The sequence below is a fragment of the Microbacterium halotolerans genome (assembly GCF_003569805.1).
Lineage (GTDB): Bacteria > Actinomycetota > Actinomycetes > Actinomycetales > Microbacteriaceae > Microbacterium > Microbacterium halotolerans.
On sequence record NZ_KZ984051.1, the window covers coordinates 1,375,286 to 1,393,596 of the forward strand.

The 18,311-nt window shown below is 68.9% G+C and carries 17 protein-coding genes; 9 read left to right on the forward strand and 8 right to left on the reverse strand.

Annotated features, from left to right (window positions below; translation table 11 throughout):
- Position 1 precedes the first annotated feature (1 nt).
- Both DZG09_RS06175 and DZG09_RS06180 read right to left on the reverse strand, forming a co-directional pair.
- Positions 2 to 2,299, reverse strand: coding sequence for a YhgE/Pip domain-containing protein (locus DZG09_RS06175; protein ID WP_119696747.1), 2,298 nt, complete (start codon positions 2,297 to 2,299; stop codon positions 2 to 4).
- Positions 2,296 to 5,070 carry an MMPL family transporter gene (locus tag DZG09_RS06180; protein WP_119696748.1) on the reverse strand — a complete coding sequence of 925 codons (2,775 nt, stop codon included), beginning with the start codon at positions 5,068 to 5,070 and terminating at the stop codon, positions 2,296 to 2,298. The genes DZG09_RS06175 and DZG09_RS06180 overlap by 4 nt, the downstream gene beginning before the upstream one ends.
- Before the next feature lie 117 nt (positions 5,071 to 5,187).
- On the opposite strand from DZG09_RS06180, the gene DZG09_RS06185 reads away from it, so the two are divergent.
- A complete protein-coding gene (locus tag DZG09_RS06185) occupies positions 5,188 to 5,805 on the forward strand; it encodes a TetR/AcrR family transcriptional regulator (protein WP_119696749.1) in 618 nt (205 codons plus the stop codon).
- Between the two features lie 171 nt (positions 5,806 to 5,976).
- Here the strand turns inward: DZG09_RS06185 and DZG09_RS06190 are convergent, their stop codons facing one another.
- Positions 5,977 to 6,981, reverse strand: coding sequence for an o-succinylbenzoate synthase (locus DZG09_RS06190; protein WP_119696750.1), 1,005 nt, complete (start codon positions 6,979 to 6,981; stop codon positions 5,977 to 5,979).
- A 108-nt stretch (positions 6,982 to 7,089) separates the two neighbouring features.
- Here DZG09_RS06190 and DZG09_RS06195 point away from each other — a divergent pair, with 108 nt between their 5' ends.
- The 8 genes from DZG09_RS06195 (at position 7,090) to DZG09_RS06230 (ending at position 14,481) form a co-directional block, all read left to right on the forward strand.
- Positions 7,090 to 8,415, forward strand: a complete 1,326-nt coding sequence (locus DZG09_RS06195; RefSeq protein WP_119696751.1) for a lactonase family protein — start codon at positions 7,090 to 7,092, stop codon at positions 8,413 to 8,415.
- Positions 8,416 to 8,623: 208 nt separating this feature from the next.
- The gene (locus DZG09_RS06200) at positions 8,624 to 8,983 is read left to right on the forward strand and encodes a YidH family protein (protein ID WP_119696752.1); all 360 of its coding nucleotides are present in this window, start codon (positions 8,624 to 8,626) and stop codon (positions 8,981 to 8,983) included.
- The gene (locus DZG09_RS06205; RefSeq protein ID WP_119696753.1) at positions 8,980 to 9,315 is read left to right on the forward strand and encodes a DUF202 domain-containing protein; all 336 of its coding nucleotides are present in this window, start codon (positions 8,980 to 8,982) and stop codon (positions 9,313 to 9,315) included. The genes DZG09_RS06200 and DZG09_RS06205 overlap by 4 nt, the downstream gene beginning before the upstream one ends.
- Complete coding sequence (locus tag DZG09_RS06210; protein ID WP_119696754.1) at positions 9,312 to 10,310, forward strand: formylglycine-generating enzyme family protein; 999 nt, start codon at positions 9,312 to 9,314, stop codon at positions 10,308 to 10,310. The genes DZG09_RS06205 and DZG09_RS06210 overlap by 4 nt, the downstream gene beginning before the upstream one ends.
- Positions 10,311 to 10,523: 213 nt before the next feature.
- Positions 10,524 to 11,318 (forward strand): LLM class F420-dependent oxidoreductase, encoded by a 795-nt coding sequence (locus DZG09_RS06215; protein ID WP_119696755.1) that lies wholly within the window; start codon positions 10,524 to 10,526, stop codon positions 11,316 to 11,318.
- A gap of 20 nt (positions 11,319 to 11,338) precedes the next feature.
- On the forward strand, positions 11,339 to 12,250 hold the full coding sequence (locus tag DZG09_RS06220) for a 1,4-dihydroxy-2-naphthoyl-CoA synthase (protein WP_119696756.1): 912 nt from the start codon (positions 11,339 to 11,341) through the stop codon (positions 12,248 to 12,250).
- An 80-nt stretch (positions 12,251 to 12,330) separates the two neighbouring features.
- Positions 12,331 to 13,467 carry an AMP-binding protein gene (locus DZG09_RS06225; RefSeq protein ID WP_119697427.1) on the forward strand — a complete coding sequence of 379 codons (1,137 nt, stop codon included), beginning with the start codon at positions 12,331 to 12,333 and terminating at the stop codon, positions 13,465 to 13,467.
- Between the two features lie 54 nt (positions 13,468 to 13,521).
- The gene (locus DZG09_RS06230; RefSeq protein WP_420845878.1) at positions 13,522 to 14,481 is read left to right on the forward strand and encodes a 1,4-dihydroxy-2-naphthoate polyprenyltransferase; all 960 of its coding nucleotides are present in this window, start codon (positions 13,522 to 13,524) and stop codon (positions 14,479 to 14,481) included.
- 79 nt (positions 14,482 to 14,560) lie between these two features.
- Here DZG09_RS06230 and DZG09_RS06235 read toward each other — a convergent pair whose 3' ends face one another.
- From DZG09_RS06235 to ehuB, 5 genes are all read right to left on the reverse strand, one after another.
- The gene (locus tag DZG09_RS06235; protein WP_119696758.1) at positions 14,561 to 14,854 is read right to left on the reverse strand and encodes a DUF4229 domain-containing protein; all 294 of its coding nucleotides are present in this window, start codon (positions 14,852 to 14,854) and stop codon (positions 14,561 to 14,563) included.
- Between the two features lie 148 nt (positions 14,855 to 15,002).
- Positions 15,003 to 15,791 (reverse strand): amino acid ABC transporter ATP-binding protein, encoded by a 789-nt coding sequence (locus tag DZG09_RS06240; protein WP_119696759.1) that lies wholly within the window; start codon positions 15,789 to 15,791, stop codon positions 15,003 to 15,005.
- Positions 15,792 to 15,819: 28 nt separating this feature from the next.
- Positions 15,820 to 16,464, reverse strand: coding sequence for an ectoine/hydroxyectoine ABC transporter permease subunit EhuD (gene ehuD, locus DZG09_RS06245; RefSeq protein ID WP_119696760.1), 645 nt, complete (start codon positions 16,462 to 16,464; stop codon positions 15,820 to 15,822).
- The gene (gene ehuC, locus DZG09_RS06250; RefSeq protein ID WP_119696761.1) at positions 16,461 to 17,225 is read right to left on the reverse strand and encodes an ectoine/hydroxyectoine ABC transporter permease subunit EhuC; all 765 of its coding nucleotides are present in this window, start codon (positions 17,223 to 17,225) and stop codon (positions 16,461 to 16,463) included. The genes ehuD and ehuC overlap by 4 nt, the downstream gene beginning before the upstream one ends.
- A 4-nt stretch (positions 17,226 to 17,229) precedes the next feature.
- Positions 17,230 to 18,183, reverse strand: coding sequence for an ectoine/hydroxyectoine ABC transporter substrate-binding protein EhuB (gene ehuB, locus DZG09_RS06255; RefSeq protein WP_119696762.1), 954 nt, complete (start codon positions 18,181 to 18,183; stop codon positions 17,230 to 17,232).
- Positions 18,184 to 18,311: the final 128 nt, after the last annotated feature.

The following is an 18,311-nucleotide window of genomic DNA, read 5'->3' on the forward strand; positions in this document are numbered from 1 at the left end:
ACTACGCGAGCGACGGCTTCAGCAGCGCCTTCGTGTTCACCGTGCGGCGGGCGGTGACCGCGATCGCAGTCGCGACGAACGCCAGCACCGCCCAGACGATGAGGGAGATCGCCGCCGCACCCGCACCGGTCGACTCGGCGATGACGGCGAGCATGCCGTCGAACGCCGGAACCGTGGGCAGGATGCCGCGCAGCGCGACCAGCGCATCCGGAATCGTCGAGACGATGCTGATCGCGACGGTGAGCGCCCCGATGATGCCTGCGATCCAGCGTCCGACGCCGCCGAAGACCGCGACGAGCGCCTGGTGGATCGCCGCGAATGCGACGCCGGCGAGCACCGACATGCCCAGCAGGCCCCAGAAGACACCGGATTCGTAGTCGGCGACGATCTGCACGATTCCCGCGACGAGTCCGCCCTGCACGGCGCCGATCGCGGCGGCCGGGAGCAGGGAACCTGCGGCGAGGAACGCCGAGGGACGGCGGGAGGTCAGCGCCTGCGCCGAGACCGCGCGCAGGACGAAGAACGTCGCGAGTGCGCCGAACCAGAGCACGGCGACGACGAGCAGCGGAATCGACGCTGCGCCGAACAGACTGGTGCCGGATGACGCGGTCACCGGATTCGCGACCACGCTCGCAAGATCCTCCGCCTCCTGATCGCCGTAGGACGGAACGGATTCGACCGCCTCGTCGAGGCCGTCCGCGAGCTCGCCCGCTCCGTCACCCAGCTCGCCGATGCCGTCGCCCAGTGAGACGATGCCGTCGGAGACCTGGGTCGCACCGTCCTCGAGCTGTGGCACGTTCGCGGCCGCCTGGCCGAGGCCCGTGGTGAGCTGACCGACGCCGTCGGCCAGTCCTGATGCGCCGTCCGCGAGGGCGCCGGCACCGCTGGAGAGCTGACCAGTGCCGTCGGCGAGCTGGGAGGCGCCCGCAGAGAGCTGGTCGGCACCGTCGGCGAGCTGCGGGATGCCGTCGCCGAGCTGTTGCGTTCCGGCGGAGAGCTGCTGTGCGCCGTCGGACAGGGGCGCGAGCCCTGAAGAGAGTTCAATGGCGCCTGCGGCCAGCTCGCTCGCCCCCGGCGCAGCCTGTGCGGCGATCGGCGCGAGTTTCCCTGCGCCGTCGGCGATGGAGCGCGCCTGTGGGGCGATCTGCTCCAGCTGCGCGCACACGGCGCCGCCGCCCATCGCCGCACAGTTGTCGGCGAGTTGCTGCAGTCCGGATGCCAGCTGGTCCGTGCCTGACGCGAGCCCCGGGTTCTGAGCCGTGCCATCGCCGTTGAGGCCGGCATTTAGCCCGGCCGTCGCCTGTGAGACGCCCTCTGCGCCGCCGACAAGGCCCGGGTTCGCGGCGGTTCCGTCGCCGTTCACACCCGCAGCGAGCTGATCGATGCCGCCGGCGAGCTGCTGCGCGCCTCCGACGAGACCGGGGTCGCCAGCCGAGCCGTTCACACCGGCGTCGAGCTGGCTGAGTCCGTCGGCGAGGCCGGCGGCGCCGGCGGCGAGACCGTTCGCTCCATCCGTGAGCGCAGGCACTCCGTCGGCGAGGTCCTGCGCGCCGCCCGCCAGCTCCTGCGCGCCCGCCGACGCGGAGCCCGCGCCGTCGGCGAGCTGGTCGAGGCCGCCTCCGAGCTGACCCACGCCGTCTGCGACCTGGTCTGAGCCGTCCGCGAGGTCCGCCGCGCCGTCCTGCGCGTCATCGGCGCCGGTGGCCAGCTGGTGCGCGCCTTCCGCTGCGTCGCCGAGCTGATCGCCCATGGTGCTGAAGCCCACCAGCAGGTTCGACAGCACGCCCTCGGAGAGCGTGTCGCCCATCGAACCGGCCGCGACGTCGGCGAGCTGGCTCGTGATCGCCTGGTCGACGATGAGCGCATCCGGTGCGGTCTCGACGTCGATCTTCGCCTGCTCCGGCGTCGTGTCGTCGCCCGACAGGCTCTCGGCTGGCGACATGGCGGCCGCCGAGAAGTTCTCCGGGATGGTCACCACGGCCTGGTAGGTGCCGTCGGCGAGGCCGTCCGCAGCGTCGTCGTCGTTCGAGACCACCCAGGTCAGGTTGCTGCTGTCCTCGTCGTCCGCGCCTTCGACCAGGCCGGCGGCGAGCTGACGCCCGAGCGGCGTGTACTGCCCATCGACCGTGACCGGCTCGTCGTCATTCACGATCGCGGCCGTCATGTTCTCGAGTCGATCGGTGGGGCTGTGCAGTGCCGCGATCAGCACGCCGCCGATGACGACGGGAAGCAGCAGGAGCCCGATGACGGTGAGCCAGGTGATGGGTTTGCGCGCGCGTGCGCGTTCGAGAGCGGTCATGCGTTCACCTCGGAACGGGTCGTGGTGTGCGTGAGCGGGTCTGGCCATCCGGCGCTCGCCAGAACGGAACGCGCGGAGCGCTCGTCGGTCGCGGTGACGAGAACGGCGACGGGATGCGCCGGATCGGCTGCGTGTGCGGCGTCGCGGAGTGCGGCGGCGAGCTGATCCCGGTCGGAATCGCCGAGCCGGTCGATGCCGTCGAGCACGACGAGCGGTGGTGAGCCTCGCAGCGCCTGCCTCGTCGCATCGGCCGGTGACGTGCTGTCGTCGAACAGGGCCATGCCGACGTGCGAGCGCACCCATGAAGCGCGCCCCGGCATCAGGTGACCGGCGACTCGCAGGAGCCCCTGTGAGGCGGTGCGTCCGGCCACCGCGACGGCCACGGCCCGCGCTGCTCGTTCATCCGGAGTCTGCACGATCATCGCCTCACCCGGTTCGAGGCGCAGATCCAGGCCGTCGACGAGCACTCGGTCGCCGACGGCGATGCGCAGGTCGTCGGCGGCGATCACGGCCGTCGAGCCCGGCTCGGGCCAGTCGGCGAGCCGACGTTCGCGCTCGACCGCCTCGCCTTCGACATCGAAGTGGGGCAGCAGGCGCTCCAGCCAGCGCGGCATCCACCAGGCATGCCGCCCGAGGAGCGCCATCACGGCGGGTACGAGTGTCATCCGGATGAGGAAGGCGTCGATCGCGATGCCGACGGCGAGCGCCAGCGCGATCGGTTTGATGTTCGAGTCGCCCTCCGGCACGAACGCGGCGAACACGGCGAACATGATGATCGCGGCGGCCGTGACCACACGCGCCGAGGCGGCGTAGCCGGTGCGGACCGATTCGACCGCGAGGCGGTTCGCCGCCCGTCTGCTCGCCCTGTCGGTGACAGGACCCAGACGGCGCGCGGCGTGCACGTAGTCTTCGCGCATGCGGGAGACGAGGAACACCTCGTAGTCCATCGCGAGGCCGAACAGCACACCCATCGCGACGATCGGCATGAAGGCGATCACGGGGCCGGTCTTGGCGATGTGAAGCAGGTCGGCACCCCACCCCCACTCGAACACCATCGTCACGACCCCGAACGCGGCGAGGATCGACAGCAGATACCCGAGCGCGGCCTTCAGCGGCACCCAGATCGAACGGAACACGATCATCAGCAGGATGAAGGACAGGCCGACGACGAAGATGCCGAACGGCAGAAGCGCATCGCCGAGCTGATCGGAGATGTCGATCGACACCGCGGTGAAGCCGGTGACCTTCAGATCGATGCCGAACTCGTCGAGCCACTCGTCGTGGTGCGATCTCAGTTCGCGGACGAGGTCGGCGGTCTCCGGATCCGATGGGCCGGTCTCGGGCACGATCTGCACGATGCCGGTGTCGATCGTCTCGTTGGGCGTCGCCAGCGGGACCTCTGCGACGCCGTCGATCTTCTCGACCTCGTCGGCGAGATCCTCCATGACGCCGACGGGGTCGTCGCTGGTGATGATCGAGCCGGTCAGGATCAGCGGGCCGTTGAAGCCCTCGCCGAAGTGCTCGCCCGTGAGGTCGTACGCCTGGCGGGCATCAGAGTCCTCGGGAAGCGAGCCCGCGTTCGGCAGCGCGAGTGCGAGCTGGGCTGCGGGAATGGCGACGATGCCGAGGCCGAGCACGATGGTGACGGTCGTGACGATCGGGTGGCGGGTGACCAGCCCCACCCAGCGACGGGCGAAACCGAGCTTCTCCTTCTCATCCTTGCGCGGTTTCTTCCGTGCGCGGGGAGGGCGTCCGGCGGCCCTGCTGCCGACGAAGCCGAGGAACGCGGGTGTCAGTGTGATCGAGATCGCGACGGCGATCGCGACGGCGACGGCGGCGGCGATGCCCATCGTGGTGAGGAAAGGAATGCCGGCGAAGCCGAGACCGATGAGCGCGATCAGCACGGTGACGCCGGCGAACACGACGGCCGAGCCGGCGGTGCCGGTCGCGCGGGCAGCGGATTCCTCAGGCGGGACGCCCTCGCGCACCTGATCCTGATGTCGCGCGCCGATGAACAGGGAGTAGTCGATGCCGACGGCGAGGCCCAGCATCAGCGCGAGCAGAGGAGTGGTGGAGCTGATCGTCGCGAGCCCCGTGGCCGCCACGATGCCCAGCATGGAGACCCCGACGCCGAGCAGGGCGACACCGAGGGGCACACCGGCCATGGCGACGGCGCGGAAAGCGACGATGAGGACGATCAGTGCGACGATGACCCCGAACGCCTCCGTGATCGTGACGGCGGGCAGCTCCGTGGCGAACAGGTCGCCGCCGAGCGCGCTCTGTGCGCCATCCGGCAGCTCGGCAGTCATATCGGCGAAGGCGCTCTCGATGCGATCCTTCGCGTCATCCGAGATCGTCGTGGACTCGCCGTCGAGCTGCACCCGGATGATGGCGGCGGTGCCGTCGTCCGAGATCGTGCCGTCGACGCTGTCGTCGTAGGGCGAGGTCGCAGCCGACACCTCGTCGAGGTCGGAGACCGCGTCCACGAAGTCTTCGATCGGGTCGCGATACGCCTCATCGGTGGCGCTGTCGCCGTCCGCTGTGACGACGATGCCCTGTGCGCTCGTGCCGGCGACCTCCGGGAAGGTGCGCTCGAGCTGCTGCAGGCCCTCCTGCGCCTCGGTGCCGGGGATGGAGAACGAATTGTCGAAGCTCTTTCCCAGGCCGAGCGCACCGCCGCCGACGACGAGCAGGAGAAGCAGCCACGCGGTCAGCACGCGCCACGGGTGGCGGAACGACCAGCGGCCGAGGGAGTACAGCAGGGTGGACACACGCGCCTCCGAGCGGATGAGAAACGGTTTCGATACAGCAGTGTATCCAATACGTAAGTGTATCGTAGTCTGTGCTGCGGACGTCTAGGCTGGGCGTCGCGTGAGAGAGGGTTATCAATGAGCGCAGAACCGACGCGGAGCCGCGAGAACACCAGGGCCAGGCTGCTCGAGGCCGCGGCAGAAGTGTTCGCGGAGGTCGGCATCGGCGGCACGTCGGTCGAGGCGATCTGCGAGCGGGCGGGCTTCACCCGCGGAGCGTTCTACTCGAACTTCGAGACCAAGGACCAGCTGTTCCTCGAACTCTCCGACTCCGCAGGGCGCCGTCAGCTCGAGCGGGTCAGGCAGCGGATCTCGGAACTCGAGCAGGATCCGACGTTCGCCGAGGACGACGACTTCGACTCGCTGCTGCGTGTGCTCGACACCCTCGGTGCCACACGCGACGACATGATTCTGATGGCCGAGAGCGAGATCAGGGCGATGCGCGATGAGGCTTTCGGCGCCGCGCTGCTGAAGCAGAACGAGCGCTTCATCGCCGAGGTGACCGCGATCGTCGAGCAGGTCGTGCAGGTGCGCAGACTGACGCTGCGGGTCGACGCGACCACTGCGGCGCGGCTGATGATGGCGGCATGGGAGTCGACGGCGCGTGCATCGGCGATCGCCCGCACACCGCAGGAAGAGCGCAATCGCGCCTGCCACGAGACGGTCGTCACAGTGGCGCAGGCGCTCATCGCGTAGCGCGGCTGCACAACGCAGTCGATCCGATGGCAAGCGTATGCCGTGCCCGTGCGACTGCGGAGCGGTGGGCGAGACGGTGCGCAGATCGACTGCGTTGTGCTCCTGTGACGTCTGGAAGCGGCAGGTCGGAGGTCGGCGGCGTCGAGAGGACCGAGTTGCTGTCGTGACTCGTCAGGCGACGAGAACCGCGTGGGCCGCTCGGATGCGTTCGTGCCACCAGACGGTGCGCTCTGAGGATGCGGCGTGCTCGGCGAGCATCTCCGGATCGGGCGCGATGCGGTGTACGGGAATGGAGCCGCCAACGGGGATGAGCCGGGGCGAGGCGACGTCGGCCGCAAGGAGAGCTGCCGTTCCTAGGCCGCAGTCGAAGTCGAGGTCGGGCAGGGCGGCAGCGAGCGCGGCGCCCTGCGCGAGGCCGACGCTGGTGTCGAGCGCTGACGAGACGACAGCGGGGAGGCCGGCCTCGGCGACGATGTTCAGCGCACGGCGCACGCCGCCGAGGGGCTGCGCCTTGACGATCAGGATGTCGGCCGCGCCCGCACGCGCCACGGCGAGCGGGTCGTCCGCTTTGCGCACCGATTCGTCGGCGGCGATCGGGATGTCCCAGTCGACGAGCCGACGCCGGATCTCGGCGAGCTCGTCGATCGTGGCGCATGGCTGCTCTATGTACTCCAGATCGAACTCGCTCAACGCGTGCGCCGCGTGCTCGGCTTCGTCGACGTTCCATCCGGCGTTCGCATCGATCCGGATGCGCCCTTCCGCACCGAGCGCCTCCCGCACGGCGCGCACGCGGGCGATGTCGTCGGCAAGCGACTGCCCGCGCTCGGCGACCTTGACCTTTGCTGTGCGGCATCCGTCGAACCTGGCCAGGACATCCGGAACCTGCGCGGGGCCGACAGTCGGGACGGTGGCGTTCACCGTGATGCGATCGCGCCGCGGCTCCGGCTGCGGCTGCCACGCGAAGTCGAGCGCCGCGGCGAGCCAGGTCGAGGCCTCATCCGTGTCGTATTCGAGGAAGGGGGAGAACTCGGCCCATCCTTCCGGGCCCCGGATGAGCGCAGCCTCGCGGTGAGTTACGCCGCGGAATCGGGTCGCCATCGGCAACGAGACGACGCGCGTCGCGGCGAGCACCTCGGCGACGTCGGGGAGGGCAGCGGAATCGGTCGGCGGGATCATCCCTCCCGAATCTAGGCCATGACCGCTCACCGCGTCTGCCCCTGGAAGCGGACTGCGCCCGGCGACGCCGTATCGCCAGGACAGTCCCGCGCGAGGCAGGATGGACGCATGAGGTTCTGGATCGGAGCGCGCGGCGCGGACATGGGGTCGGAGGGTCGCGGCATCACGGCCGTGACGGCGGGCGAGGCGGACTCTTCGCTTGCAGGAGGGGCGTTCGCCGATCTCGGCGTGGCCGTAGAAGCGCCGTCGCCGACGTGGCTCGCTCCGCACCCGCAGCACGAGGTCGTGTACGCCGCACTCGAGGGCGCGGGCCGTGTCGCCGCGTACCGTCGCACGGGCGACGCCGCGCTCGAGATGCTCGGCACCCCCGCCGATGTCGGAGACGGGGTCTGCCACATCGCGGTTGCGCCGGACGGATCGCGCCTGGTCGCCTCCTGCTACGGCGACGGCCGCGTCACGCACGTGCCGCTGCGCGGCGACGGTTCGCTCGGCGAGCCCGCGCAGGGTCGCGCGGCAGACGATCCGTATGCCCCGGGCGGCATGAGCCCGGACTGGGCGAGCACAGGCGTGGACTTCGGCGCAGCGAGCGCGGCGGAGCGGGCTGCGCTGGATGTCGCGCAGGTGGGCGCCGGAGCGGGCGCTGAGGAGACCCCGAGTGGATTCCTCATCCCCAGTGTCGAGGATGTGGCGGGGCTGCTCGCGGACGCCCCGAGCGAACCGAGCGCCGCGGAGCGCTTGGCACAGCAGCGCGCGCAGGATGAGGCGGATGCGCTTTCAGGCATATCCGATGGTGAGGCCCCAGCGACCGATGCAGACGGGAGCGGACCCGCCGAAGCCGCACGCCGCCCATCGCGCGCGCACTCTGCGACGTTCCTCCCCGACGGTCGCGTTGCGACGACGGACCTCGGCTACGATCTGGTCCGCGTCTGGCGGGTCACGCCGTCCGGCCTCGTTCCCGACCACGAGATCGTTCTGCCCTTCGGTGTCGGGCCGCGGCACATGGTGATGCACCCCAGCGGGCACCTGCACGTGATCACGGAGTTCTCGTGCGAGGTGTGGACGCTCGCCGAGGGCCCTGACGCGCGCTGGCGCGTGGTCGCCTCAGTGTCGACGGGCGCGTTCGACGGCGACACGGGCGCCGAACTGACGCCCGGCCACGGCAAGCTGTTCCTGTACGCGGGCCTGCGCGGCAGCGACACGATCCAGGTGCTCCGCGTCGGCGGCGAGGGCGAGCGCCTCGAACCGGTCGCGCTGGTCGACTCCGGCATCACGGTCCCGCGCCACCACGTGGTCGTGCGGGACACGCTGCTGGTGGCCGGCCAGGACTCCGAGGAGATCGCGTCGCTGTCACTCGACGAGCGCACCGGCGTGCCGGGAAGCGTGCGCCACCGACTCGAGACGCCCCGCCCACAGCACATCCTGCCGGTGCGGTGAGGAGCATCCGACCTGCTCGGAGGACCAGTACGCTGCTCCCGACAGTCGCCGTCGCCGTGCTCGGCCGCGAAGAGCGCTCCGACGCCCCTCGTCGCACCGCGCCCTGGTCATCCGGCCGGCGACGCGGGCGTCCGCACGCCAGCTAACGTAGACAGGACGGTGCGGTCCGCAGCGGGGCCAGCACGCCAGGAGCAGGAGGATCTCACACATGGTGCGGACACGTTTCCCGAGGAACGTCTATCGAGATGGCGATGAGCCTGACCCCCGCTTCAGCCTCGCGAACGAGCGCACCTTCCTGGCGTGGCTGCGCACATCCCTCGCACTGTTCGCCGCGGCCGTGGCACTCGAGGCGCTGCAGCTGCCGATCCAGCCGGCATGGCGACTCGCGGCCGCCGCGGTGTTCCTGATCCTCGGCCTCGTCGCCGCGGCACAGGCATGGATCGGATGGAGTTCCACGGAGCGCGCACTGCGCCACAACAGCCCGCTGCCCGGCCTGTCGATCGGCGGCGTCATCGTCATCGGCGTCATCGTCGGGGCGGCGCTGGTGTTCATCGGGAGCCTCGTGTGAGCGTTCCGTACGACCCAGGGCTGCAGCCGGAGCGCACGCTGCTGTCCTGGCGGCGCACGTGCCTGTCGTTCGCGGTGGGCAGCGTGATCCTTGCTCGCTACACCGTCGAGGCGTTCGGCGTGTTCGGCGTGCTCATGGGGCTGGCGGCCGCCGGTCTGGCCGTCGCGGCGTACTTCTCCGCGGCGTATGAGTACCGGCGCGTGCACGACTCCCTGCACACATACGGCCACACCGGCGGCGACGGCAAGCCGATGCTGCTCGCGACGCTTGCGGTGCTCGCGATCGGCGTGGCCGTTGCCTTCTTTCTCGTGATTGCGATGGTGAATCTATGACGGAATTCGTCTCCCTGCCCGGCGGTGCGTTCCGGATGGGCTCTGAGCGGTTCTACCCGGAGGAGGGGCCGCAGCATGAGGCCTGGGTCGGAGCATTCCGGATCGCCGCGCACGCCGTGACCAATCGGGATTTCGCGCGCTTCGTCGATGAGACCGGGTACGTCACGGTCGCCGAGCGGCCGATCGATCCGGACGCGTTCCCCGGTGCAGCAGAGATCGAACCAGGCTCGCTCGTGTTCACTCCGACTGACGGTCCCGTCGACCTGCGCGACTGGCGCCAGTGGTGGCGCTGGGAGACCGGGGCGAACTGGCGCCACCCGCGCGGCCCCGAGAGCGACATCGCCCGTCTTGAGGATCATCCGGTCGTCCAGGTCGCCTATGACGACGCTCTCGCCTACGCCGGGTGGGCCGGCGCGCGTCTGCCCACCGAGGCGGAGTGGGAGTTCGCCGCCCGCGGAGGCCTCGACGGGGCGACCTTCGCCTGGGGCGAAGAGCCCAACGACGGCGCGCGTGCGAACTCGTGGCAGGGACGGTTCCCATATCAGAACGACGGGGCATCCGGATGGGTCTACACGGCTCCCGTCGGATCGTTCCCTGCGAACGGGTACGGCCTGTACGAGATGACGGGGAACTCGTGGGAGTGGACCACATCGGAGTGGACACCGCGCCACGATCCGGCCGGGCACGCGCCGCCGCAGGTGACCGCCGAAGGGCGCCAGAACCTGCTGGGGGGCTCCGGCCCGTCACCGGACGCGGATGAAGGGGCTTCGTCCGACGGCTGCGGCGGGGGAGACGGATGCACGTGCTCGCCGTCGTCGTCCGCCGCACGAGGAGACCAGCCGGCGCCGATGGGCGTGAAGAACCGCGTGCTCAAGGGCGGCTCGCACCTGTGCGCGCCGGAGTACTGCCTGCGCTACCGCCCCGCGGCCCGCTCGTCGCAGTCCGACGACTCGGCAACGACCCACATCGGCTTCCGCCTCGCCCGCGACGCCTGAGCGGGGCGATCCGGCGCAGGCATAGCACACGACGCAGTCGGTCTGCACGACTGGGGCACACGGTTCCCCTCGGCCGGGCGCCCTGCTCCGACGGCCTGACGAATCGACTGCGCTGTGCATCGGCGGTCGTCGGCATCCCGCGCCTCGAATCGAACAGCAGCCAAACGTTGCGTCTTCTGGCCCGCCGTGCCGCAGGCGTCGTAGCCTGGGGGCATGCCGCAGACAGACATCCCCGTGCGCCTTGGCGTGCAGGTCCAGCCACAGCACCACTCCGGCTACTTCGGGATCCGCGATGCCGCGCGCCGGCTCGAGGAGATGGGCGTCGACATCCTGTTCAACTGGGACCACTTCTTCCCGCTGTCCGGAGATCCCGACGGCACACACTTCGAGTCGTGGACCAACCTGGCCGCGTGGGCCGAGCAGACCGAACGCGTCGAGCTCGGCGCGCTGGTGAACTGCAATTCGTACCGCAACCCCGACCTGCAGGCCGACATGGCCCGCACGATCGACCACATCTCCGCGAAGGGCGGCGAGGGCCGATTCATCTTCGGCACCGGTTCCGGTTGGTTCGAGCGGGACTACGACGAGTACGGCTACGAATTCGGCACGGCAGGATCGCGTCTGGACGACCTCGCTGAGGCGCTGCCGCGCATCGAGGCGCGGTGGGCGAAGCTGAACCCGCGCCCCACACGCGACATCCCCGTGCTGATCGGCGGAGCCGGTGAGAAGAAGACGCTGCGTCTGGTCGCCCGCCACGCCGACATCTGGCACAGCTTCGTCGGTTCCGACGACCTGCAGCGCAAGCTCGACATCATCGCGCGCTGGGCCGACACCGACGGCGTCGACGTATCGGAGCTCGTGCTGTCGAACCAGATCCGCCAGGACGACGACCACACCGAGGCGCTCTACGACGCCGGTGTGAGGCTGTTCACGATCCCGATCGGGGGCCCCGAACCCGACTTCGCCGCGGTCGAGCGCGCACTCGTCTGGCGCGACAGCAAGAACTGACGCGGGCGTAGGGTGGGGGCGTGGCAAGCGACAACGTCTCCGACCTGTTCGATCCGGATGTCTGGGTGACTGCGCCCGGGGCCGAGGACTACCGCGACATCACGTCGCACGTCTCTCCGGATGGACGCATCATGCGGATCGCGTTCGATCGGCCCGAGGTGCGCAACGCGTTCCGGCCGAGCACCGTCGACGAGCTGTATCGTGCGCTCGAGATCGCGCGCACGGACCCGAAGATCGGCGCCGTGCTGCTCACCGGCAACGGTCCGAGCCCGAAGGACGGCGGCTGGGCGTTCTGCTCGGGAGGCGATCAGCGCATCCGGGGCCGCGACGGCTACAAGTACTCCGACGACGACACCGCTGTGACCGACCCGGCCCGCGCGGGCAGGCTGCACATCCTCGAGGTGCAGCGGCTCATCCGGTTCATGCCGAAGGTCGTCATCGCGGTGGTGCCCGGTTGGGCGGCGGGCGGTGGGCATTCGCTGCACGCTGTCTGCGACCTCACGATCGCATCGCGCGAGCACGGCCGGTTCAAGCAGACCGATGCGGACGTCGGTTCGTTCGACGCCGGCTACGGCTCGGCGTACTACGCGAAGCAGATCGGGCAGAAGCTCGCGCGCGAGGTGTTCTTCCTCGCCGAGGAGTACTCGGCGCAGCGCGCCTACGAGATGGGCGCTGTGAACCGCGTCGTCGACCACGACGACCTCGAGCGCGAGGCCATCGGAATGGCCAGGACCATCCTCACCAAGTCGCCCACGGCCATCCGGATGCTGAAGTATGCCTTCAACGCCGCGGACGACGGTATGGTCGGAATGCAGCTCTTCGCCGGCGAGACCACCCGGCTCGCATACGGCACAGATGAAGCGGTCGAAGGCCGCGACTCGTTTCTTCAGAAGCGGGAGCCCGATTGGTCGGGCTTTCCGTACCACTACTGATTCGGCCGACGGAGGCGACACAGAGTGTCACGCAGATCGGAGTACGACGATACGAACGAGCGCTCTGAGGGGTGCTCGCGATGAGGCTGAAGCGCGCAGAGGGAAGTGAACCGCGCGATGTGCTGAGGGCCCTCCGCGGCGCCGTTCTCGGGGCAGGACCCGCCGTCGCAGTGGGGGAGGCCGACGGGCTTCCAACCTCCGTTCCCGCAGGCACGGCCGTCGTGCTGACGACATCCGGATCGACCGGCACACCGAAGTCCGTCCTGCTGTCGCGTTCGGCGCTGACCTCTTCTGCCATGGCGACAGCCGCGCGCATCGGGACGGGGCATTGGCTCCTGCCGCTCGCAGGCGGTTACATCGGTGGAATCCAGGTCATGGTGCGCGCGCTCGTCGCGGGGCGTGACCCCGCGGTCCTCTCCGGATCGTTCACGCCAGCAGGTTTCGTTCATGCCGCAACGGGCATGCGTTCCTATGAGGCGGGGGAGCGGGTGCCGACGTTCACGTCGCTGGTGCCGGCGCAGCTGCAACTGCTGGTGCAGGCGGCGGAGGAGTCGCCCGACGTGCGCAGGGCGCTGGAATCCTTCGACACGATCCTCGTCGGCGGGCAGTCCGTGCCCGCGAACCTGCGCGAGCGGGCCGCAGCGGTCGGTGCCAACGTGGTGCGCACCTACGGATCGACGGAGACGAGCGGCGGCTGCGTCTACGACGGCGTGCCGCTGGGAGAGACGAGCATCGACGTGGTCGACGGCGAGATCCGGATCTCCGGCCCCACCCTCGCCGACGGCTACCTGGGTGACCCGGAGCGCACGGCGAACGCGTTCGTCACCGATTGGGACGGCAACCGCTGGTACCGAACGGGCGACGCAGGAATGATCGATGACGGCGTGCTCACCGTCACGGGTCGCCTCGACAACGTCATCGTCTCCGGCGGCATCAACGTCTCGCTCGACCGCGTCGAGCGCGCTGTGCACGACGTGCCGGGGCTCGAGGACGCCGTGATCGTCGGCGCTCCGCACGAGAAGTGGGGCGAGACGCCCGTGCTGGTCGTCGCCGAACCGGAAGGTGTCGAGCGATTGCTCGAATCGGCCAGGGAGGCTGTCGAACAGGCCGTGGGGAAGCCCGCACGGCCCACCCGCGTGGTCGAAGTGCGCTCGATCCCGCGTCTGGCGAGCGGCAAGCCGGATCGCCGCGCACTCGCCGACCTGGCGAATCGGTAGGCGCGTGCCGGAGGTTCACGGGGAGCAAAGGTCAGCCGACGTAGAATCCTCTCCGTGGCGAGAGTGAAGCAGCAGCGGAACGTCAGCGGGAATCCAGCCAAGCGCGGCAGCGCGGAGGTGCCGCCGCCGAAGCCGGTGACGGTGGGCGACTGGATCGGTGCCGCGCGTCTGCGCACGCTGCCGCTGGCGGTCGCACCGGTGCTGATCGGCACGGGCGCCGCCGTGCGCGCCGATGCCGATCACCTCTTCCACTGGGTGATCGCGCTGGCCTGTCTCACGGTCGCGGTCGCCCTGCAGATCGGCGTGAACTTCGCCAACGACTACAGCGACGGCATCCGGGGCACCGATGACAACCGCGTCGGGCCCGCGCGCCTCACTGCGAGCGGCCGAGTGTCTCCGAAGGCGGTGCTCACTGCGGCGCTGATCTTCTTCGGCATCGCCGCGGTGGCTGGCCTGGCGATCACGATCCGCACGCAGCAGTGGTGGCTGATCGCCGTGGGTGCGGTGTGCATCGTCGCCGCGTGGTTCTACACGGGCGGCAAGCGCCCGTACGGGTACAACGCGCTCGGCGAGATCTTCGTGTTCGTCTTCTTCGGGCTCGTCGCCACGCTCGGCACCACGTGGGTGCAGGCGCTGAGCCTGCCGCAGGAGGCATGGTTCGGCGCCGTCGCCGCGGGCTTCCTGGCCTGCGCCGTGCTGCTTGCGAACAACCTGCGCGACATCGATCAGGATCGCGTCGTCGGCAAGCGCACCCTCACGGTGCTGATCGGCCGGCTCGGCACGAAGATCCTCTACACGATGTTCATCGTGCTGGGCATCGCGATCCTCGTCTGGATGGCGTTCATCGCCTATCCGCTCGCGTGGCTGGGTCTGCTGTCGCTGCTGCTGCTCGGTCCCGCACTGGTGATCGTGTGGTCCTACGGCAAGCCGGGCGAGCTGGTTCCCGCCCTGGCGCTGACGTCGCTGGGCTCGCTCGCCTACGCCGCACTGCTCGCGGTGGCATTCGTCGTCTGACGACCCGGCGCGTGTGCGCGCCCTGCGCCAACGACGGCTCACATCATCCGGAGCCTGTGATCCGGATGATCAGAGCAGGTCAGGCCCGGTCGTCGCCCGCCGCGTCGTTGGCGGCGTCCTCGATGGCGTCCTCCTCCTCGCGCTCGCGCTCGGCGCGGGTGGCGGACGCGCGCTGTTCGCGACGTTCGGCCATGCCGGTGGTGACGTCGGTGAGGGGCTTGCGCAGGAAGATGATCGACAGGCTCAGTCCGATCAGCGCGGAGAAGATCGCCGCGAGCCACCACAGGTTCTGGAAGATCGGCATCAGCATCATGAGGCCGAACGGCACCAGGAAGAAGGCGATGCGGGCGACGGCGTAGAGGACGAACTTCACATCCCTATGCTACGAACCGCGCCTGTGTGACAGCACGGTGTGCGCGAGATGCGCACCTTTGTCACGAGAACACGTTCGAACGTGCCCATCTCGGCGAGAAGTGCGCATCTCGCGAGCCCTGCGCGGACGATGGCGCGAGAGGAGGCGGTCAGCCTCCTAGGACGGCCTTGAGGAACTCCTTGGTCCGCTCGTGCGTCGGGTTCGTGAACATCGTCTCCGGGTCGGCTTCTTCGATGATCCGACCCTGATCGAACATCAGCACGCGGTTCGAGACCTCGCGCGCGAACTGCATCTCATGCGTGACCAGGAGCATCGTGATGTCGGTGGTGCGTGCGATCTCGCGCAGCACCTCCAGCACGTCAGCGACGATCTCCGGGTCGAGTGCCGATGTGACCTCGTCGAGCAGCAGGATCTCCGGGTCCATCGCCAGCGCGCGGGCGATCGCCACGCGCTGCTGCTGGCCTCCGGAGAGCTGGTTCGTCTTGAAGTCGCGCTTCTCGGTCATGCCGACCTGCTCGAGCAGCTCCTCGGCGCGCGAGACGGCCTCGTCCTTCGACTTCTCGAGCACATGCACCGGCGCCTCGATGATGTTCTCCAGCACCGTCATGTTCGGGAACAGATTGAACTGCTGGAACACCATGCCCACGCGCTTGCGCACGACGCGCCGCCGCTTCTCGGAGACGGCCACCCACTTCTCACCCTTGTACTCGTGGGTGTAGGGCTCACCGTCGATGAGCATGAGGCCGCCGCTGAGCTCCTCCAGCGTCATGAGCAGTCGTAGGATCGTCGTCTTGCCTGATCCGGATGGGCCGATCAGCGTGACGCGCTGACCCTGCGGGACCGAGAAGTTGAGGTTGTCCAGGACGGTGTTGTCTCCGAACCTCTTGACGACATCCTTGAACTCGATGGCGGGTACGTCACCCTGATTCGTGGTCATACTCTGACTTCCTGTGGAACGGGTCGGTTCAGGCAAAGCGGATCTCCATCCGGCGCACCAGGAGCGATGTCGGGTAGCTCACTACGAGGAAGAGCAGGCCGACCATCGTCAGCGCCTCCGTGTAGGAGAACGTGTTGGCGCCGAAGCTCTGGGCCGCCGCGTACATCTCCACGACTGTGATCGCGAACAGGAACGGTGTCTCCTTGAACATCGAGATCGCGTAGTTCCCCAGGCCCGGCAGCGTCTTGCGAATCGCCTGTGGCAGGATCACGGCACCCCAGGTGCGCCCGCGCGACATGTTCAGTGCCGTCGCGGCTTCCCACTGGCCCTTCGGCACCGCCTCGATGCCAGCGCGGTACACCTCGGACATGTACGTCGCGTAATGGATGCCGAGCACGATGAAACCGATGGTGAACGGGGGCAGCCATGGCGGCGAGAGCAGATAGACGAACACCAGCTGCACCAGCAGCGGCGTCATCCGGATGAAGTCGATGACGAGCTTCAACGGGGCGGTCACCCACCGGGTCGGCGTACGCATCGCCATCGCCAGCACGAGGCCGAGGATCGATGCGATGACCATCCCGAGCACGGTCGCTGCGACCGTGATGACGAGGCCCTCGAGCAGCTTGGGGAGGACGTCCCAGGCCTTCTCCCAGTCCCAGATGTCGCTCATGCGCCACCCCCTCCTCCGGCGGGAGCGCCCGCAATATTCGCCAGCCGCGGGTTGGTGGCCGGCTTCAGGCCCAACGTCTCACGCAGAGTGGGTCGGGTGCCCCGACCGAGGCGGCGCTTGGCGCGCTCTTCGAGGACGTTCATCCCCCAGGTGAGCGCGTAGGCGATCACGAAGTAGACCAGAAGGCCCGCCGTGTAGCTGAAGAAGGTGTCTGCGGTGTCCTTGCGCAGCTCGGACGTCCACCAGTTCACGTCGTAGAGAGTGATGTAGTAGGCCAGCGCTGAGCCCTTCAGCAGCTGGATGAGCAGATTCGCCAGCATGGGGATCATGAGCGCCCACGCCTGTGGGAAGATCACGCGCCGCACGCTGTGGAACCAGCTCATGTTGAGAGCCTTCGTCGCCTCCCACTGGCTCGTCGACACGGAAGCGATCGAACCGCGCACGACCTCCGCGGCGTAGGCGCCGTAGTTGAGCCCGAGGGCGATGATCGCGACGAGGAGCGGCTCCAGCTTGTAGCCGAGCTGGGGGAGCACGTAGAAGATCCAGAAGAACTGGACCACGAGTGAGGTTCCCCGGAAGAACTCCACGATGACGCGCGACGGCCCGCGCACCCACAGTGAGCGGGTGCGCGAGCCGAATCCGAGCAGCACGGCGACGATGATGGCCAGGGCCGCGCCGCCGAGCGTCATCTCCAGAGTTACGAGAACACTGCTGCCGAGTTCCGGAAGCCGGTCGACGAGTGTCTGGAGATCATCGGACATGGGGTCAGAAGTCCATGCCCAACTCGTCCGCGAGGTCGGAGAGGTCCTGGTCGGGGTCGCAGAGCTGTTCAGCCGTCATCTCGGCCGGCGGCATCTCGACCTCGCTGAAGCCGAAGGGCTCCATGACGCTGAGCCACTTCGCAGGGTCGGTGCGGTACTCGGCGAGCTGCTCGTTGTAGGCCTCGAGAAGCTCGGTGTCCTCCTGGCGGAAGACCTCCGCGCCCGCGCCGATCTGCGGCTCGTCGTTGATGGTGGCGACGAACGCCTCGGTGGCCTCGACCGCCTCATCCGTCTGGTCCGCGAGTGCGCGCAGCGAGATGCCGGTCAGCGCATAGGCGTCGGCGCGGCCGGAGACGACCGCGTCGAGACCGGCCTGACGGTCGGGAACCTCGATGGAGTCGACGTCGGTCTCTTCGGCGTAGCCGGCCTCGATCGCGCCCTGAGTCACGGCGACCGTGACGTCACCGCCTTCGATCGACTGCCAGTCGGTCAGGCCCTCCGGGTTCCCTTCCGGGACCAGGAACGCCGTGGTGTACATGATGGTCGGTTCGGCGAACGCGGCCTGCTCGCAGCGCTCGGGCGTGATCGACATACCTGCGCTGACCGCGTCGAAGCGCTCGGCCTGCACGCCGGGGATCAGAGCGTTCCACTCGACCTGCGTGCCTTCGACCGTGCCGATGCCGAGCTCGCCGTAGATCTCCTTGCCGAGCGCGATGGTGGCACCGGTGAGCTCGCCGCTGTCGTCCTCGTAGGAGTAGGGCACTTCGCCGAAGAAGCCGAGGTTGATGCTGCCGGCCTCCTGCAGGGCTGCGAGGTGTGACGTGCCCTCGCCTTCGCCGCCGCCGCCGGTGTCGTCGTTGGTGCTGGTGCACGCGGCGAGTGAGGCGGACAGGGCGATTGCTGATCCGACGGCGATGATCGCGCGTCGGCGGTGATTCTTGGTGCTGAAGGACTGCACGGGAGTCTCCCTTCCGTGCCCGTCGCTGTGCGGCGGGCTTGGTGGTGCGGACGTTTCGACACGCTACCCAATTTGCTGCTGATACGACATGGGGTGTGCCGGTGTGTCCGATTGTCTACAATTTAGGA

What these genes read in the sequence shown, in the direction of transcription:
- DZG09_RS06240 (WP_119696759.1), bottom strand. Translation starts at nt 15,791, where the DNA reads ATGACCACGAATCAGGGTGACGTACCCGCCATCGAGTTCAAGGATGTC.
- DZG09_RS06200 (WP_119696752.1), top strand. Translation starts at nt 8,624, where the DNA reads ATGGTGCGGACACGTTTCCCGAGGAACGTCTATCGAGATGGCGATGAG.
- DZG09_RS06190 (WP_119696750.1), bottom strand. Translation starts at nt 6,981, where the DNA reads ATGATCCCGCCGACCGATTCCGCTGCCCTCCCCGACGTCGCCGAGGTG.
- DZG09_RS06195 (WP_119696751.1), top strand. Translation starts at nt 7,090, where the DNA reads ATGAGGTTCTGGATCGGAGCGCGCGGCGCGGACATGGGGTCGGAGGGT.
- DZG09_RS06175 (WP_119696747.1), bottom strand. Translation starts at nt 2,299, where the DNA reads ATGACCGCTCTCGAACGCGCACGCGCGCGCAAACCCATCACCTGGCTC.
- ehuD (WP_119696760.1), bottom strand. Translation starts at nt 16,464, where the DNA reads ATGAGCGACATCTGGGACTGGGAGAAGGCCTGGGACGTCCTCCCCAAG.
- DZG09_RS06210 (WP_119696754.1), top strand. Translation starts at nt 9,312, where the DNA reads ATGACGGAATTCGTCTCCCTGCCCGGCGGTGCGTTCCGGATGGGCTCT.
- DZG09_RS06185 (WP_119696749.1), top strand. Translation starts at nt 5,188, where the DNA reads ATGAGCGCAGAACCGACGCGGAGCCGCGAGAACACCAGGGCCAGGCTG.
- DZG09_RS06225 (WP_119697427.1), top strand. Translation starts at nt 12,331, where the DNA reads ATGAGGCTGAAGCGCGCAGAGGGAAGTGAACCGCGCGATGTGCTGAGG.
- DZG09_RS06215 (WP_119696755.1), top strand. Translation starts at nt 10,524, where the DNA reads ATGCCGCAGACAGACATCCCCGTGCGCCTTGGCGTGCAGGTCCAGCCA.
- ehuC (WP_119696761.1), bottom strand. Translation starts at nt 17,225, where the DNA reads ATGTCCGATGATCTCCAGACACTCGTCGACCGGCTTCCGGAACTCGGC.